The organism is Cohnella nanjingensis (assembly GCF_014212125.1).
GTDB lineage: Bacteria > Bacillota > Bacilli > Paenibacillales > Paenibacillaceae > Cohnella > Cohnella nanjingensis.
The window spans coordinates 1-16,496 of the sequence record NZ_JACJVP010000029.1 but is presented as its reverse complement, the minus strand read 5'-3'; the positions used below and the strand labels follow the sequence as shown (position 1 = coordinate 16,496).

At 59.8% G+C, this 16,496-nt stretch carries 14 protein-coding genes; 2 read left to right on the top strand and 12 right to left on the bottom strand.

Annotation, left to right across the window (positions count from 1 at the left end; translation table 11 throughout):
• Positions 1-135 precede the first annotated feature (135 nt).
• From H7C19_RS17825 to H7C19_RS17800, 6 genes are all read right to left on the bottom strand, one after another.
• The gene (locus H7C19_RS17825) at positions 136-654 is read right to left on the bottom strand and encodes a hypothetical protein (protein ID WP_185144026.1); all 519 of its coding nucleotides are present in this window, start codon (positions 652-654) and stop codon (positions 136-138) included.
• A 281-nt stretch (positions 655-935) separates the two neighbouring features.
• Positions 936-1,784, bottom strand: a complete 849-nt coding sequence (locus H7C19_RS17820; RefSeq protein WP_246469582.1) for a CheR family methyltransferase — start codon at positions 1,782-1,784, stop codon at positions 936-938.
• The gene (locus H7C19_RS17815; protein WP_185144024.1) at positions 1,781-4,693 is read right to left on the bottom strand and encodes a response regulator; all 2,913 of its coding nucleotides are present in this window, start codon (positions 4,691-4,693) and stop codon (positions 1,781-1,783) included. Before H7C19_RS17815 ends, H7C19_RS17820 begins: the two co-directional genes overlap by 4 nt.
• A gap of 4 nt (positions 4,694-4,697) precedes the next feature.
• Entirely contained in the window at positions 4,698-5,846 is a 1,149-nt protein-coding gene (locus H7C19_RS17810) for a PP2C family protein-serine/threonine phosphatase (RefSeq protein WP_185144023.1), read from the bottom strand.
• Between the two features lie 152 nt (positions 5,847-5,998).
• The gene (locus H7C19_RS17805) at positions 5,999-6,322 is read right to left on the bottom strand and encodes a YflT domain-containing protein (protein ID WP_185144022.1); all 324 of its coding nucleotides are present in this window, start codon (positions 6,320-6,322) and stop codon (positions 5,999-6,001) included.
• A gap of 31 nt (positions 6,323-6,353) precedes the next feature.
• On the bottom strand, positions 6,354-6,905 hold the full coding sequence (locus H7C19_RS17800; RefSeq protein ID WP_185144021.1) for a DUF948 domain-containing protein: 552 nt from the start codon (positions 6,903-6,905) through the stop codon (positions 6,354-6,356).
• Positions 6,906-7,251: 346 nt separating this feature from the next.
• On the opposite strand from H7C19_RS17800, the gene H7C19_RS17795 reads away from it, so the two are divergent.
• A complete protein-coding gene (locus H7C19_RS17795) occupies positions 7,252-8,646 on the top strand; it encodes a mandelate racemase/muconate lactonizing enzyme family protein (RefSeq protein WP_185144195.1) in 1,395 nt (464 codons plus the stop codon).
• Between the two features lie 246 nt (positions 8,647-8,892).
• Here H7C19_RS17795 and H7C19_RS17790 read toward each other — a convergent pair whose 3' ends face one another.
• The 6 genes from H7C19_RS17790 to H7C19_RS17765 all read right to left on the bottom strand — a co-directional run bounded on the left by H7C19_RS17790 (position 8,893) and on the right by H7C19_RS17765 (position 15,240).
• Positions 8,893-10,056 (bottom strand): MFS transporter, encoded by a 1,164-nt coding sequence (locus H7C19_RS17790; protein WP_185144020.1) that lies wholly within the window; start codon positions 10,054-10,056, stop codon positions 8,893-8,895.
• Positions 10,057-10,127: 71 nt separating this feature from the next.
• Positions 10,128-10,706, bottom strand: coding sequence for a TetR/AcrR family transcriptional regulator (locus H7C19_RS17785; protein ID WP_185144019.1), 579 nt, complete (start codon positions 10,704-10,706; stop codon positions 10,128-10,130).
• A 323-nt stretch (positions 10,707-11,029) separates the two neighbouring features.
• Positions 11,030-12,013, bottom strand: coding sequence for a mannonate dehydratase (locus tag H7C19_RS17780; protein ID WP_185144018.1), 984 nt, complete (start codon positions 12,011-12,013; stop codon positions 11,030-11,032).
• Between the two features lie 78 nt (positions 12,014-12,091).
• Positions 12,092-13,417 (bottom strand): ABC transporter substrate-binding protein, encoded by a 1,326-nt coding sequence (locus H7C19_RS17775; protein WP_185144017.1) that lies wholly within the window; start codon positions 13,415-13,417, stop codon positions 12,092-12,094.
• A 39-nt stretch (positions 13,418-13,456) separates the two neighbouring features.
• A complete protein-coding gene (locus tag H7C19_RS17770; RefSeq protein WP_185144016.1) occupies positions 13,457-14,290 on the bottom strand; it encodes a carbohydrate ABC transporter permease in 834 nt (277 codons plus the stop codon).
• The gene (locus H7C19_RS17765) at positions 14,287-15,240 is read right to left on the bottom strand and encodes a carbohydrate ABC transporter permease (protein WP_185144015.1); all 954 of its coding nucleotides are present in this window, start codon (positions 15,238-15,240) and stop codon (positions 14,287-14,289) included. Before H7C19_RS17765 ends, H7C19_RS17770 begins: the two co-directional genes overlap by 4 nt.
• Positions 15,241-15,523: 283 nt before the next feature.
• Between H7C19_RS17765 and H7C19_RS17760 the strand changes: the two genes are divergently transcribed.
• Positions 15,524-16,429 carry an RraA family protein gene (locus H7C19_RS17760; protein WP_185144014.1) on the top strand — a complete coding sequence of 302 codons (906 nt, stop codon included), beginning with the start codon at positions 15,524-15,526 and terminating at the stop codon, positions 16,427-16,429.
• Positions 16,430-16,496 lie beyond the last annotated feature (67 nt).

The following is a 16,496-nucleotide window of genomic DNA, read 5'->3' as shown; positions in this document are numbered from 1 at the left end:
CAATCCCCGCGATACCCGGCCCTTGCAGCCAGGCCGTTTCCATCCTGTCCCGCACATGCGACCCTGTCCTCTATAAAAAACAGCTACCGCCGCGCTCCTCAGAGCGCGGCGGTAGCTCGGCGTTTGGCGCCACTATTATTGCACAACATCGAGCGCGCCAGCTTGCCGGAGGATTTTGGCAGTCTGTCCGTCCTTGCGCTCCTCGGCGACGAGCAGGTATTTCCCGCCGTTCAACTCCTCCGCCGCGCGATCGGCTATTCTATCCGGCAGTCCCATCTGGCCCAGCACGCGATCCGTATCGACATCGCCTTCGTTGTCCCAGTCGACGAGACCCGCGACCGGCATGACCGGACCGCTGCCCGTATAGCCGGCCACCCCGTTCATCTGAGGAGCGGCCAGTACGCCCGCGACCGGCACCACGCTCTCGTCGCCGCTCCATCTGCGAATGTCCTCGCGCGCGCCGCGTTCCTGCGCTTCCCGCACGCCCGCTACGCCCTCCAGCGGCACCACGCTGTTAGAGGAGAGCAGCGGCGCGTCCGCTTCGTTCTTCACGATGACGCGCAGATCCTGCTTGTGCGATCCTGCATTGCGAAGCGCCTCGATCGCGTCGAGCACTTGTTGTTCCTGAGAGAAGATTCCGATTGTCATACCCATGGGAAAGACCTCCTTTCGGCGATGCTTCCGCCTTTCGCCTTTCCCTCATTTTACCCTTCGCGGGCGGAATTGAACCGAAGCGCCGACGCGCGGAGAACGCAAATCAACTCGAGGAAGCTGCGCTTAAGAAGAAGATAAAAAAGATACGCCTCGAACAAAATAAGCCGCAATTCGTGGCTTAAATACTGTGAACGCGCCCTTCGAAGCGAAATAAGCCGCATTATGCGGCTAAAATGCCCGAGGTGCGCCACATGCGCAATCGCCGACAACCCCGGCTTGCTTCAGCGCACTTTCCGGTAAATGCGGAACTCGTCGTTCCATGCCTCGTAACGGCTCGCGAAGCCGGTGAAAGCGACCGACTCCTTCCCCCCCAGAATCAGGAATCCGCCAGGCGCCAAGCTCTCGTACAAGAGCCCGTGCACCCGCTCCCGCAAGGCCGCATTGAAGTAGATCATCACGTTCCGGCAGAAGATGATCTGGAATTCGTTGAAGGACCGGTCGGTCACGAGATTGTGCTCCGCAAAAACGATGCGCTCGCCCAGCGCGGCGTCCAGCGTCGCTGAGCCGTGCGCGACCTCGTAATAGCTGGAGAAGGTGCGCTTGCCGCCGGCCGCTTGATAATTCTTCGTGTAGAGGCGCATGCGGTCGATCGGGATGACGCCTTTGCGCGCGCGCTGGAGGCAGCTCTCGCTGATGTCCGTGGCGTAGATCCTGGACCGGCCTAGCAGTTGCTCCTCCTCCAGCAGGATCGCCATCGAATAGGCCTCTTCGCCGGAGGCGCAGCCCGCATGCCAGACGCGGAGGAACGGAGCGTCCTTCAGGACGGGCAAGACGCCGCCGCGCACCGCCATGAACATGCCCGGATCGCGGAACATCTCCGTGACCGGAATGGACAGGTCCGCCAGCAGACGTTCGAACGCCTCCCGCTGATGCAGCACCCGGTCCTGCAGCAAGGAGATCGTCGGCAGCTGCTCGAGCGACATCCGGTGCCAGATCCTTCGCCTCAGCGAAGGATAAGCATAGTAGCGAAAGTCATAGCCGTATCTCAGAAAGACGGCTTCCAGCAGCACCTCGATTTCGATCTTCTCCAGTTTTTCGTCGTAAGCTTGCGGTTCGCCCCGATCCGTCATGCATATAACCACACTTTCAATAAAGAGAGCAGTTGCTCGGTCTGTATCGGCTTCGGGATGTAGTCCGACGCCCCCGCTTCCAGGCATTTGTTCCGGTCTTCCTTCATCGCCTTCGCCGTAACGGCCAGAATCGGAAGCTCGCGCCAGCGCGGGTCGCGACGAATGCGCGCCATCGCCTCGTACCCGTCCATGACGGGCATCATGATGTCCAGCAAGACGAGGTCGACGTCGTCCCGGGCGTCCAGAATCTCCAGCGCTTCCCGGCCGTTCTCCGCCGAGATGACCGTCATGCCGTGATGGTTCAGCAAGCTGGTCAAGGAGAAGACATTGCGGGCGTCGTCGTCGACGAGCAGGATGGTCTTGCCGGCATAGGATCCCGATTCCCGCCCTCGCTCCCGCTTGCCCGAAGCCGCCGCGGAAGGACCCGCCTCCTCTTCCGCCAATGCGAGCGCCGACGACAGGGGCATGCCGGGCTCCGCTCCGGACGCGGCGGCCGCCATTTCCCGTTCCGCCCCGGGGCTCGCGGCGGCTGCCTCGCGGTCGGCGGTCCCCTCCGTCTCCGCCGCGGGCGGATTCGGACAAGCCTCCGGCACGATCAAGGTGAAGACGCTCCCGCGTCCGGGTTCGCTCTCGAGCGAGATCCATCCGCCCAGCAGGTTGGATAGCTCCCTGCTGATCGCGAGGCCCAGGCCGGTGCCGCCGAAGTTGCGGCTCGTCGTGCCGTCCGCTTGGCGGAACGCTTCGAAGATGACTTCGCGCTTCTCGGGCGGGATGCCGATCCCCGTATCCGTTACTTCGAACGCTACGTAGTCCCCCTCCGACCTGGCGGGAGCTGCGGGAACTTCCTTCTCCCGCGCCTTGCGCAGATGCAGCGTCACGGATCCCTCCAACGTGAACTTGAGCGCGTTCGACAGCAAGTTCTGCAGAATCTGCTTCAAGCGGTAGCCGTCCGTCAGCAGCACTTTCGGCACGTCCGGGTCCGTCCGGATCGCGAACGCGAGACCCTTCTCCTGCGCGATCGGCGTGTAGACCTGCTCCAGGTGCGAAGTGATATCCTCCAGCACCGTCGACTCGGGATAGATGTCCATCTTGCCGGCGTCGACCTTGGCCAGATCGAGAATCTCCTCGATCATCTTGAGCAGGTCGCTGCCCGACGCATGGATCGCGGACATATATTCGAGCTGCTTGGCCGTCAGGTTGCCTTCGTTGTTGTCCGTCAGGAACTGGGACAGAATAATCATGCTGTTGAGCGGCGTGCGCAGCTCGTGGGACATGTTCGCCAGAAATTCCGTCTTGTACTTGGAAGCGAGCGACAGCTGCATGGCCTGTCGTTCGAGCGAGACGTTCGCCTTGGCGATCTCCCGGTTGACCCGCTCCGTCTGGCGGATCTGCTCTTCGAGTTCGGCCGTCTTGTTCGTCAGCTCGCGGTTGGCGTACTCGAGCTGCTCCTGCTGCCGCTGCAGCTCATGTTCCGAGCGCTTCAGATCCCCCGCTTTTCTCTCCAGCTTCTCGTTCGTCTGCCGGAGCTCCTCCTGCTGCGAGATCAGCTCCTCCGATTGAACCTGGAGCTCCTCCGTCATCGTCTGCGACTCCCGGAGCAGCTCCTCCACCCGGATGCGGGACTGGATGTTGCCGATCAGATACGCGAACTTCTCGCATAGTTTGTCCAACAACGCCAGATGGAGATTGGAGAACGGATGCAGCGAAGCGAGCTCGATCACGCCGATCGTCCGCTCGTTCAGCTTCAGCGGGTACAGCAGCAGCTGTTCGGGCTCGGCGGAGCCGAGTCCCGAACCGATCCGGATGTAGCCGGGCGGCAGCGCGTCGAGCGTCATCTGCCGCCCGCTCGCCGCGCATTGGCCGACGAGCCCTTCGCCGATGCGGAACGAACGGTGTGCCGAGTCGCCCGCATAGGCGCCCGCCAAGACGAGGCGGACGCCGGCGATCGCGTCTTCCTCGCGGAGGTAGACCGCGCCGTAGGCCGCGTTGAGCTCGGGAGAGAACTCCCCGATGAACGATTGGGAGACCGCGCCAAGGTCGTTCCCGTCCCGCAGCAGCTCCGTGAGTCTCGCGATCTGCGCGTCGATCCACGCCTGCTGGTCCTTCGCCTGATTGTAGAGCGCTTCCCGCTCGTTCTTAGCTTGCAGATCGAGGGCGACCTGCCGGAAGACCCGCGCCAAGTCGCCCAGTTCATCGGTCTCGCGAACCTCGAGCCGCTCGAATCCCCGCAGCCGCCCCTGCCCGAACTTGCGCGCCATCATGGAGAGCACCGCCATCCCCCGCGCGAAGGCGGGGAAGACCCAGCGGATCACCCCGAGCGCGAGCAGCAAGCCGGCGATGGTCAACCCGGCCACCCAACTGACGGACCGCTCAAACATGCGCTTGGCTTGTTCTTGTTCCTGCGCCATGGACTTCTGCTCGTACGTGACGAGCACGTCCAAGGAGCCCGCCACCGCCGTCTGGCGGTCGCGTCCTTCATTCTTCTGCAGCGCGAGGGCGGTCTCGCGATCGCCGTCCGCGATCGCCGCCGCGAACCGCTTCAGCCAGTCGACGTAGAGTTCCAGATCGAGTCCGGCCCGATCGACCATCTGCCGCTCGTCAGCGTCGTTTTGGCCCTCGGCCAACTTCGTCATGCTCGTTTGAATATCGTTCGTCTGGTCGGCGAGCTGGCCCGCCGCCAGCCGATCGATTTCGGACGTCCCCGTCAGCACGTCGCTTACGATTCTTCCCGCGACGTTCACTTGGCCTCGCAACTCGATGACTTCGAGCACCTTGACGAACCGGTGATCGTAGAAGCTCTCCAGCCGATCGTTCATGCGGCTCAGCCGATCGTAGCCGAACGAAGTGATCCCGACCTGCAGGACGAGCAGCACCGTAAATCCCGAGATGAGTTTCGTTTTGATTTTCACCGGTTCACCGCCTTGCTTTTTTCACCTCGACGCGCACGAGACACCGGTCGTCCGGGCGCCGGTCCAGCGATTCCGAAGCCATCAGCGCCTCCAGTTCCTCGGTGTTCCCGCCCGCTTGGAATACCCGTTCCGTCAGCTGGCCGATGCGTTCGTCCATGTCGCCGGGGAACAGGTCGAGCAGACCGTCCGTATAGAGATGGAGCACGTCCCCGGTCCGCAGGACCGCCGTCTCCATCTTCGCTTCCATCTGATCGAACAGTCCGATCGGCGGCGCGGTGGCGGCCAGCTGCTCCGTCCCTTCGCCGTCCGCGCGCGTCAACAGCCCCGGCGGGTGGCCGGCGTTGACGTATTCGATGACGCCGTTCTCGAGATCGATCCACGCGCAAATGCCGGTGCAGTAATACTGCATCATCTCGCTGTCGTATTGCAGCTGAAGCAGCCGCCGGTTCAGTTCTTCGACGATGCGCTTCGGCGTGACGGTCGTCCGCATCGCCTCGTGCAGCACGGATGCCGTATACGTGCTGATGAGCGACGACGAGATGCCGTGTCCCATGGCGTCCATCACCGCGATCAGGAAATGCTGCGAGTCGAATACGTGCCAGGCGTAGAGATCGCCTGCCAGCCCCTCCGACGCGCGGAAAAACGCGTTCACCCGCAGATTCTCCTCATCCACGTCGTTCGGGAGGACGGCTTCCTGGACTTGCCGCGCCAGATTGAGCTCCTCCCGCAACCGCCGGTCCCGCTCCTTGTGCCAATCCAGCTCCCGCTTCAGCCGAAGCGCGGAGCGGATGCGGGCGAGGAGCTCGATCTTGTTGATCGGCTTCGTGACATAGTCGGTCGCGCCCGCGTCGAGCGCTTCCGCCAGCTTCCTGGAATCGCCGATCGCGGTCACCATGATGACCGGAATGTCCCGCAGCTGTTCGTCCTTCTGCAGCATATGACAGGCCTTGATCCCGTCGATCGCGGGCATCATGAGGTCAAGCAGGATCAGGTCGACCGAATCTCCCTCGGCCGCCGGATCCTGGGGGCGAAGCATCGCGAACATCTCCTCGGCGGAGTATGCGACCCGGACGTCCTCATAGCCGGAACGGTTCAGCATCTCCCGAACGACCATCACGTTCATCGGGTTATCGTCTACTACCAATATGCTCATAGAATTGAATTCTCCTCGTCCTTCTCTTCCTCTCAGCCTAGCGCGGGGCACGCCAACTGTAAAGCGCAAGCGACAAACGGGAATAAGGAATGAGCGGTTCTCTCATTCCCTATTCCCGGATGCCGTTCGCGCTGCCGCGCAGGCCGGCGGAGTTAATGTTTGGCCAGGACCAGCACTTTGCCGCGGTCCAGCTCGGATTCGTACATCTCGGCTTCGCCGTCCTCGAAGCCCATCGCCTTGATCTTGGTGCGAAGCTCGTCTCCCCTGTCCCTGAACAGGTTCGCGACCGATTGAAGCACGCCTTCCTCGGAGGCTCCTATCGTATTCGCGCGGGAGACGTCGGCGATCCGGACCGTCCGGTCTTCCCCGTGGGCCAGCACGTAGATCTCTTCTTCCCGGTATCCTTGGCGGTGCAAATCCTTCACGGCGTCGAATGCTTCCAGTCCGTTGTTCACCAGTCTCGCGTAAGCTTTCATATCGAATCTCCTCCTTAGGCAGGTCTCGGTATTAACGATTAAGCGTTAAGCGGTTCTGTCCGTTATATACCCGCCCGCTCCGCGGCTGAAACGGTTCGGGCACGTACGCCTCGGACGCCTGCTCCTCTTGCTCTTCCGCACTGCGGCGCGCGCTGCGGACGGCCGATACGACTTTCATGCCGGCTTTGAGCCAGGCGACCCAAGGCTTCTCCTTGGATTGATCCTGCTCCTCGAGCGCGGCGACCTGATCGCGGACGGCCCGCGTCAGCGTCCCCGAGATCTCCCGGACGGCGCCCGTCGTCTCCTTCAGCGTGACGCCTGCGTTGCGGGCCGCTTGGAAGAATTCGTTCGTCGACCGGATCTTGTTCTTCACGTCCTCGGAGATCGTCTTGACGTTCTCGGTCAGTTCTTCGACCTTCCCTCGCATCGACTCCACCGTGTCCCCGGCTTCCTTGACGGTACTCTGTACCGAGAGCAGCGTCTGGCGCGCCGCCTTCAGCGTCGCGATCAAATATACGCAGAGAGCGGCGAAGCTGATGGCGATGAGGACGACGCTCCAAGCCATGAGTTCCTGGTTGCTCATACGGATCACCTTCCTTTCGAGTTAGGCTGCAGTCCTCTTGATAGCCCTTCTTACCCGCCCGATTTGGGCGCGAAACTTCGAACGGGACCGCAGGCGCGCGATTCCCTAGGGGCGGCGGCCGCCGGGGCCGGGATCCCGCGATTCCCGCATCTCCCGCAGGGTCGTACGCAGGATGGCCCGGGTCTGACGCGGTTGCCAAAAAAAACAAACAAAATCGTAAGATTACGGCATCGCCGCCGAAGCGACCCGATCGCTAAGATGAAGGTGCGGCGCGATGCCGATGGCCGTTTCTGTCCGGAACACGGCACGCGGCGGCGGCAACCGCAATCCTTTTATCCGAAGGGGGATGCTCGTGATCGACAACGGCACCTATGAAGAGACGCTCGCGCACGTGAAGACGTTCTCCAATCCGTCCGGACTCCGCATTACGGATATCCGGTTTGCCGACATCGTCGGCGGTCCTTTCCACAGCAGCCTCATCAAGGTGTACACGAATCAAGGCTTGGTCGGATTCGGCGAGGTGTGCGACGGGGCCGACAAGGTCTATGCGCAGCTGCTCAAGGGCCGCTTGCTGGGGGAGAACCCGTGCCATGTCGACAAGCTGTTCCGGCGAATCAAACAATTCGGCGGCCATGCCCGCCAAGGCGGCGGCGTGAGCGGCATCGAGATCGCCTTGTGGGATCTGGCCGGCAAAGCGTACGGCGTGCCGGTCTATCAGATGCTCGGCGGGAAATTCAGGGACAGGGTGCGGATGTACTGCGATACGGAGGTCGTCGGCAAAGATTCGGGGCTGGCGATGGGCGCGGCGCTCAAGAAACGAATGGAGGCCGGATTCACCTTCCTCAAGATGGACCTCGGCATCGGCCAGATCCTCCACGAACCCGGCACGCTCAGCGCGCCCGTCGGTTTCCTGGAGGAGATGCGCGAGAAGTCCAAAAACCGCTACAACCAGAACTTCGACGATCTGACCGACGACGAGATCCGGGAGATCACGAATCGCCACTACGACGTCTACAACATCCCCCATCCCTTCACCGGCATCCATGTCACGGAGAAGGGACTGGATCTGCTGGAGCGGTATGTCGCCGACGTCCGTTCGGTGATCGGGTACCAAGTGCCGCTCGCGATCGATCATTTCGGCCACATCGGGCTGGAAGACTGCATCAAGCTGGGCCGGCGCGTGGACAAGTACAACCTCGCGTGGATGGAAGACATGATCCCTTGGCAATACACCGAGCAATATGCCCGGTTGTCGCGCGCGGTCACGACGCCGATCTGCACGGGCGAAGACATCTATCTGAAGGAGAACTTCAAGCCGCTGCTCGAAGCCGGCGGCGTCTCGGTCATTCATCCCGACGTCCTCACGGCGGGCGGCATCCTGGAGACGAAGAAGATCGGCGATATGGCGCAAGAATACGGCGTCGCGATGGCCATCCACATGGCGGAAAGCCCGATCGCCTGTCTGGCCGCCGCCCACGTCGCGACGGCGACCGAGAACTTCCTCGCCCTCGAATACCATTCCTGCGAGGTCGAATGGTGGGACGACATCATCTGCTCCGGCGGGCAACCGAAGAAGCTCGTCCAGGACGGATTCATCGCCCTCACGGACGCGCCGGGACTCGGCATCGACGACTTGAACGACGAAGTCCTCGCCGCGCACCTGCACCCCGATATTCCCGGGCTGTGGGAGCCGACCGAAGGCTGGAACAAATTTTACGCCAACGATCGCTTGTGGAGCTGAACCGTCGCCGCGGGCGATGGACGGGCGATGGACGCGAGAAGCGATAAAAAAGGGTATTCGGATTTTTTGGCGGAGAAGGGCTATAGCTCGCCCTTCTCCGATTTCTCTATTAAAGCGGTAAGATTGATTCCAAGAAAAGCTGCCTTTTCTCGATCACGAACGTACATAGGGGACATGTTGAACATGGGATGATAGGTATGCGAGGTACCGCTGCCAGCTTACAGGGAACCGGTTTAAGAGGCTGCATTAGGCTTCTTTTAGTGGTTTACTTTTTAATGAAAACGAGTAAAATACGGCAAACATACCGATCACGATACTAATTGCTCCAATCCAGCCCAGATTCATGACCGATGTTTGGTTTACCACCCATCCGCCTGCACCGGCTCCAACAGCAATTCCAAGTTGAAGCACGGAATTGTTCAAGCCGAGCACCAAACCGGAGGCGTTCGGAGAAAGCGACACCAGGTAGTACTGCTGTGCAGGCGTTGTCATATAGGCAGATCCTATCCAAACGGCAAGGATCATGATAGCCCCTAAAAATGTGGTTCCCACCCAAGAAAGCGCCGCTAGCGACACGGCGTGGAGCAGCAGACTGACAAGCAGAGTCCGGTAAATCCCCCACCGGTCGGCGCCGTATCCCCCGATACGCGAACCTATTACAGCAAATATTCCGCATATGAATAGAGCTGCGCTGATCTGTGTCGTATTGAGGCTTGCAGCCTCCTGTAGAAAGGGGGAGATATAGGTAAATATGAATTGATACCCGATGACCCAAAAAAACGTAATGAACAATCCGCTAATGATTCGGCGATCCCGCAAGACCGCAAGCTGAGTTTTTAACGAAACCGATTCCTGACTTTCCATTTTGGGAACGGATGAAGCAATCCCGATGATTGAAAATAGGGCTAAAATATTGATAAACATAAAGACTAGGCGCCATCCCCAATATTCTCCTATTAAAGTCCCAAGCGGAACGCCGACGACCAAGGCCGTGCTTGCACCCATGATAATGATGCCGATAGCGCTGCCCCGCCTCTCCGGCGCTGCCATACTTGCGCCTACAGTCAAAGCGACTACTGTAAACACGCCTGCACTCGCCGCCTGAACCATTCTGGAAGCCATGAGAATGGTGAAGTTAGGGCTGAAGAAGGCAAGCAAATTACCGATGACGAAAACAAAAAAGGCAAGCAGCAGAAGTTTTTTCCTTTCCATCCTTGACGTTAGCGATAGCAGAATGGGCGATCCGGCCGCAATGACTATGGCATAGACGGTCACCAATTGCCCGGCCATACCTACGGACACATTCGTATCCTGTGCAATCATTCCCAGAATACCCGCTACAACAATTTCGGCAGATGCCATGACAAATACGCAAAAGGCAAGTAAATAAAGGACCCAGTTCTTGTTCATTTTCAATCTCCCTTATCTGTCATATTATTGAACAATCATTAAAAAATAAAGAAAAAAAAGGGGACCGTCTTTCAATCGAATATCGAAAGAGTGACCCCAACGATGTCCTCCAGAACAGTCATATCCGTTACCGTCTTGGCGGTAACCATCAATCCCCCTTGCGCATTGTTCAAATATCGCGCAAGCGCCATAAGATCCTGATAGCGCTCATTGATTTCTCCCTGTTCCTTGGCTCGTGCCAATGCAAGGTAATAAGCGCGTTCAAGACGGATTCTTTCCTTTTCTATAAAATCGGCAATCTCGGAGTCGTGCGGCGCGAGCTCCACGCAAGTATTGTTTATGAAGCATCCCCTCGTTCGATCCGAACGGGCAAGATCTGCCAGCAAATCACGGAACACTCGAGCGATGGCTTCTTTTCCCGAAGACGTATGTTCGAGCGTATGAACCGCCGTACTTTGATTGACATAATGCTTGAGCGCCGCGAAGAACAGGTCGCGTTTGCCCCCGTAAGTATTGTAAAGACTTTGCGCCTTGATTCCCACATGCTTCACCAATTCTTGCATGGACGCACCTTCATAACCATACTTCCAGAAATAATCCATCGCTTTGGAAAGAACCTCTGTCGTATCGAACTCTCTGGGTCTGGCCACTGGTTTCCCCTCCTCGTACAAACAACTTTAAGTCAATGTGACAGCCATTCCCGGGTGACGTCATAGAGCCGCTTCGCGGCGTCCTTGTCGAAGGACCTGTGCTCCTCGCTGATCCGCTTGCCTTCGATTATCCCCTCACCAAGTAGCTTACCAGTTTCTTTAGTGAACATTCAATAATAATTTGAATAAAAAATCGCATTCATCGGCGTAGTGCTTACTGAATGTATCCGTGCCCTAAAAAAGAAAAGGCGGCCGGCATGCGTCCTCGCGCATGCCGGCCGCCTTCTTCGCGCGCCGCGTTCGGCCGGGCCGAGCCGCCCCGCTCAAGCCGGAGAGGAGGCGGGGACGCTCTTCGCGGCCGCCTCCATCAAGCCTTTGATATAGCCGACCCCATAGAGCCGGCCGAGGAGCTCATAACCGGGATTCGCGTTGTCTTCGCCCTCCATCGTCGGGACGTGGTCCGGCCTCGCCGGCCCGCCGTAGCCGACTTCGTAATACGTCCGCATCGCCGCGAGCATATCGGTCTTGCCGTCGTCGTGGAACGTCTCCTCGAATTTCTCCTTGGTGCCCCGCACGTCGCGGAAGTGCACGAAGAACAATTTGTCCCGGCTCGCGAAATGGCGGATCGTATTCGGAATGTCGTCGCCCGCCGTCGCCAGCGTTCCCTGGCAGAGCGTGATGCCGTTGTACGGACTCGGCACGAGGTCGATCGCCCGCTGGAGCGCCTCCGCGCTGCGCAGGATGCGCGAGATTCCGCGGATCGGAGAGATCGGCGGATCGTCCGGATGAAGCGCCAGCTTCACCTTCGCCCGCTCCGCGACCGGGACGATCCGGCTCATGAAGTAATGGAGATTCTCCCACAGCCGCTCTTCCGTCACGACGCCGGCTTCGGTGAGCGGCGCGTCCGTCATCAGGCTGTGGTCGTAGCTCGAGACGAGCGCTCCGCCTCTCGAGCGGGTCGTCGTCGACGTGCGGAACCAGTTGAACTGCGCCATGAAGTTGTAGCAGAGCACCGGGATGCCGGCCGCCCCCATGTTGACGATCAAGGTCTGGAACATCTCGATCTCCTCGTCGCGTCCCAGCGTGCCCAGCTTGATATGGTTGCTGGGCGGCATCGATTCGATGACGGACAGCGTCAGTCCGAAGTCTTGGTAGCGCTGCTTCATCCGAATGAGCGGCATCAGGTCCCACGGCTTCTCCAACTGCTCCTCCCAGGGCAGGCCGCCGACGGCGTAATTGACGTCCATCTGCTTGGCTAGGTGCCAGAGTCGGCTCGGCTGAGACGAGAAAAATTCGGCCAATTGCATCTCGCATACTCCTCTCTCGAATCGGATCGTCGGCCTTGCGCGCCCCTTCGCATTCGGCGGAGGGAGCGCGCGCCGCCGCTACTTGCCTCCGGCTTTGGCCGCCAGCTCTTTGCCCATCTTGTCGATCTTCGCGTAGGCGTCCTCGATCGACTGCTGACCGAAGGTGACCGCGTCCATCTCCTTCTTGTACGTGTCGACCCACTCCGAATAGCCTGCGGCGGCGGAGTAGAACGGCAGCGCCTTCTCGACCGAGAGGTCGTAGATTTCTTTGCCGAGCTTATCCTGCGGCTGCATGGAAGGCTCGAGCGCCTTGTAAATGTCCGGGTTGATCGGAATGCCGCGGGTCAGACCCAGCGCCTCGCCCGCATCTTTGTCGGAGACGAACCACCGGACGAACTTCTTCGCCTCGTCCTTATTCTTGGAATTCGCGCTGACGCTCAGGAAGATGGTCGATTGCGCCCACCCGCCCCCGGAAGGTCCGATCGGCATGTTCACGACGCCGACCTTGCCTGGCATTAACTGCTCCAGCGCGCTCACCGACCCCGTCGTCGCGCCCCGGGTCATCACGACGCCCGACGCCATCGGATCCGCCTTCGGGTCGTTCTCCAGGAAGGCTGCGGCTTTCTCGGCCGGGGGCACGATCTTGGCTTTGCGGAAGTCTTCGTAGGTGTTGTAGAACTTCATGAACAAGTCTTTGTCGAGGTTAAACGTCTTGCCCCCGTCCGCCATGACGGGCGATTTGCCCATCGACGTCTGGTAGAAGTTGAAGCCGTCCCACGTCGTGCTGTCGCCGATCGGGTATTTGCCCTCGGGCAGCTTCGCCCGGGCGTCCCTCGCCCATTGGAAGAACTCGTCGTACGTCCAGTTCTGCTTCGGCAGCGGAATCCCGTATTGCGCCAGCTCCTCCTTGTTGAAGGCGATGCCCTGCGCGTTCTGGCTGAGCGGAATGCCGTACAGCTTGCCGCCGATCTTGCTATTCTCGACGACGTTCGGGTCGACGATCCCATTCAGGTCGATATCCGACAGATCCTCTAGCTGGCCTCTCGTGACGTATTCCTGGATGTAGGCGGCGTCCATCTGCAGCACGTCCGGGATCGATTTGGACGCCGCGAGCGTCGGCAGCTTCTGCCAATAAGCGTCCCAGGCCATGAACTCGGGCTTGAACTTGACGTTCGAATGCTGCTGCGTATAGATCTCGAGCGCTTTCTTGGTCGCTTCGTGGCGCGCGTCGGGTCCCCACCACATCATCCCGAGCGTCTTCGCCCCGCCGCTATCCGTTCCTTTGCCGGTGTCGGTCCCGCTCTGTCCGTCCCCTCCGCTCTCGCTATTCCCTCCGCAAGCCGCCAACAACAGGACCGAGGCCAGGAGCGTCAAGACTGCGCCTTGCGACTTTCTCTTCCCCATGCTTTGTCATCCCCTCTTTGGAAATTGGCTTATTACCGGTTAGCCCTTCAACCCCGTCGTGGCGATCCCTTCGACAAAGTGCTTTTGCGCCAGGAAAAACAAAACGACCGAAGGCATGACGGATAGCAGAGACATCGCGAGCAGCTGCCCCCACTGGATATCGAACTGGTCGATGAACATGCGGAGCGCCAAGCCGACCGTGAATTTGTCCACCGAGCTCAAGTAGAGCACCTGCGCGAAAAAGTCGTCCCAGCTCCAGATGAACGTGAATATCGCGACCGTGATCAGCGCCGGCTTGATCAGGGGAAATACGATCCGCAGAAAAATGCCGTAGACGGAGGCGCCGTCGATCTTGGCCGCTTCGTCCAGATCGCGGGGGATGCCCCGAATGAACTGGACGAGAAGAAAGATGAAGAACGCGCCGCCGCCGAAGAAATGCGGCAGCACGAGCGGAACGTAGCTGTCGACGAGACTCAGCTTGTTGAACAGAATGTACTGCGGAACGACCGTTACTTGCCCCGGCAGCATCATCGTCAGGAGCAGGATGGAGAACCAGAAGCCCCGCAGCTTGAAGTTCAAGCGTCCGAAGCCGTAGGCGACGATGGCGGCGGTCAGGACGCCGCCTACGACGTTGCCGAGCTCCATCAGGAGCGTGTTGGCGAAGAAATGGGTGAATGTGTACTCGCCCGAGAAGCGCCATCCGTTGCTGTAGTTCTCCCACATCGGCTTCGACGGCCAAAGCGTGGGCAGGCTCAGCTCCTCCGTCTTTTTGAGCGAAGCCCCGACCCACCAGATGACGGGATACAGCATCAAGAGAGAGAAGAGCGTCAGGAACAAATGTCTCGACCATTTGGCTCCGGCTGCGGTTGTCATCTCGTCTTCCCTCCATCCGATTCATAGAACACCCAGTAGCGGGAAGCGGCAAAGTTGACGACGGTGAGCAGCGCGACGATGACGAGCAGAACCCAGGCCAGGGCGGAAGCGTAGCCCATCTGGTAATGCTTGAACGCTTTCTCGTATAGAAACATGGCGTACATGTAGGTCGAATTGACGGGTCCGCCCTTGGTAATGATGAACGCCGAGGTGAACGTCTGGAAGGAGCCGATCACGCCGAGCACCAGGTTGAAGAACATGACCGGAGACAGCATCGGCAGGGTGATGCGGACGAACTTGCGCACGCTGCCGGCGCCGTCGACGGCGGCCGATTCGTACAGCTCTTGGGGGATCTGCTTGAGTCCCGCGAGGAAGATCACCATGGTGGAGCCGAACTGCCACGTATTGAGCAGAATCAGCGTGCCGAGCGACGTGTCGGGGTTGGAGATCCACCCGACGCCTTGGATGCCGAACCAGGCCAGCACTTGGTTGACGTATCCGTCGAGTCCGAACATGTTGCGCCAGAGGGCCGCCACCGCGATGCTCCCGCCGATCAAGGACGGGAAGTAGACGGCCGTCCGGTACAGGTTCATGCCGCGCATGTTGCGGTTCAGCGCCATCGCCACCAGGAGGGAGAAGAATAACTTCAATGGAACGGAGAACAGCACGAACAGAAACGTCACGCTCAGCGACTTGGCGAACGTCGCGTCCTCCGCGAAGATTTTCGCGTAATTGTCCGTGCCCGTCCACGCGGGATCGCTCAGCAGCGAATACTCGGTGAAGGACAGATAGAACGATTGCGCGATCGGCCATAACGTCAGCAGCAGAAATCCGATCAGCCACGGCGAGATGAATAGATAACCGGCCAAATTGGCGTCTCCGGCGGCTTTGCGCCTCCTCGCGGAAGCTCCTCTGCCGGCTGCCGCCGCCCGTTCCGCGGCGATCCCCATTTGCCCCATCTCCTTTTCGTTTGTTGCGCGGATGCATAGGCGTAGACTCATGATATCGGAAGCGGTTACATCGTCATAGGCGACGAATTTATGAAATGGTTTGTTTTTTTTATCCTTTCGCCGCGCGTGCCGCGGAGGCGGAAAAAGGCGCTGCCGGAGGGGAGAGAAAATTATGTCCGGGCGAAAAATGCCTTAAAAAAGTCGCATCGACAAATCCCGGTACGTCCCTAACAATAGACCTCAAGAACTTCGAACTTACCCTACCGGGAAGAGGTGCTTCGGCATGAAATTCGATCATCCGGAAGATATCGTCCGGCTTACGCCGCTATGGAAAGGAGAACGGTTCGCGAACGGGCGCCCCAAAGTATCGGAGGACGTGCTTCGCCGGATCCGGAAAATCACGTTGGAGGAAGCATGGGGGCCGTTGTGGAACCGAGGCTATCCATTTCAGTTCGAAGGCGACTTCAAGATCGTCCATCCGAATCAGGTCATGGTCGGACGCGCCGTTACGGCCGTCCTCGTGCCGAAGCGGCCCGATCTCCACGATACGCTGCTGAATTACGGGCACGAACAGGAAGGCCGGAGGGGATTTTTCAACCAATGGGTCATCGATGCGCTCGTGGAAGATGACGTCGTCGTCGTCGATATGTTCGACAAAGTGCACATGGGGACGTATGTAGGCGGCAACCTCTCGACCGCCATCTCGACCCGCACGAAGCGGGGAGGCGCGGTCATCTGGGGCGGCATCCGGGACAATCAGCAGGTCGCGCAGATCGAGAATATCAATATCTTCTACCGCGGCAGCGATCCGACCGCGATCGCGGACGTGACGATGGTCGGCATGAACGTGCCGACCCGAATCGGCCGGGCCGTCTGCCTCCCCGGCGATGTCGTGCTGGGCACGCCGGCCGGCGTCATCTTCATCCCGCCGCACCTCGCCGAACTCACCGTCGTGCAGGCGGAGAAGTCCCAGGCGCGCGACGTCTTCGGCTTCGTCCGGCTGAAGGAAGGGCGCTATTCGACCGCGCAGATCGACGCGGCCTGGGGCGTAGCTTTGTGGGAGGATTACCTGCAGTGGTTCAACTCGGACGAAGCCGCGGCCGAATATCGTCATCTGACCTGGGAAGCGGAGCTGGCGGACGCGCGCCGGAACGAGCGAGGTGGCCCGCAGAGCGACGTTCGCTTGTAAGCTGCCGCCCCTAGCACGCAAAGAAAAGGCTCTGCCGCATGCCTGCCGGCAGAGCCTTTTCTTTGCG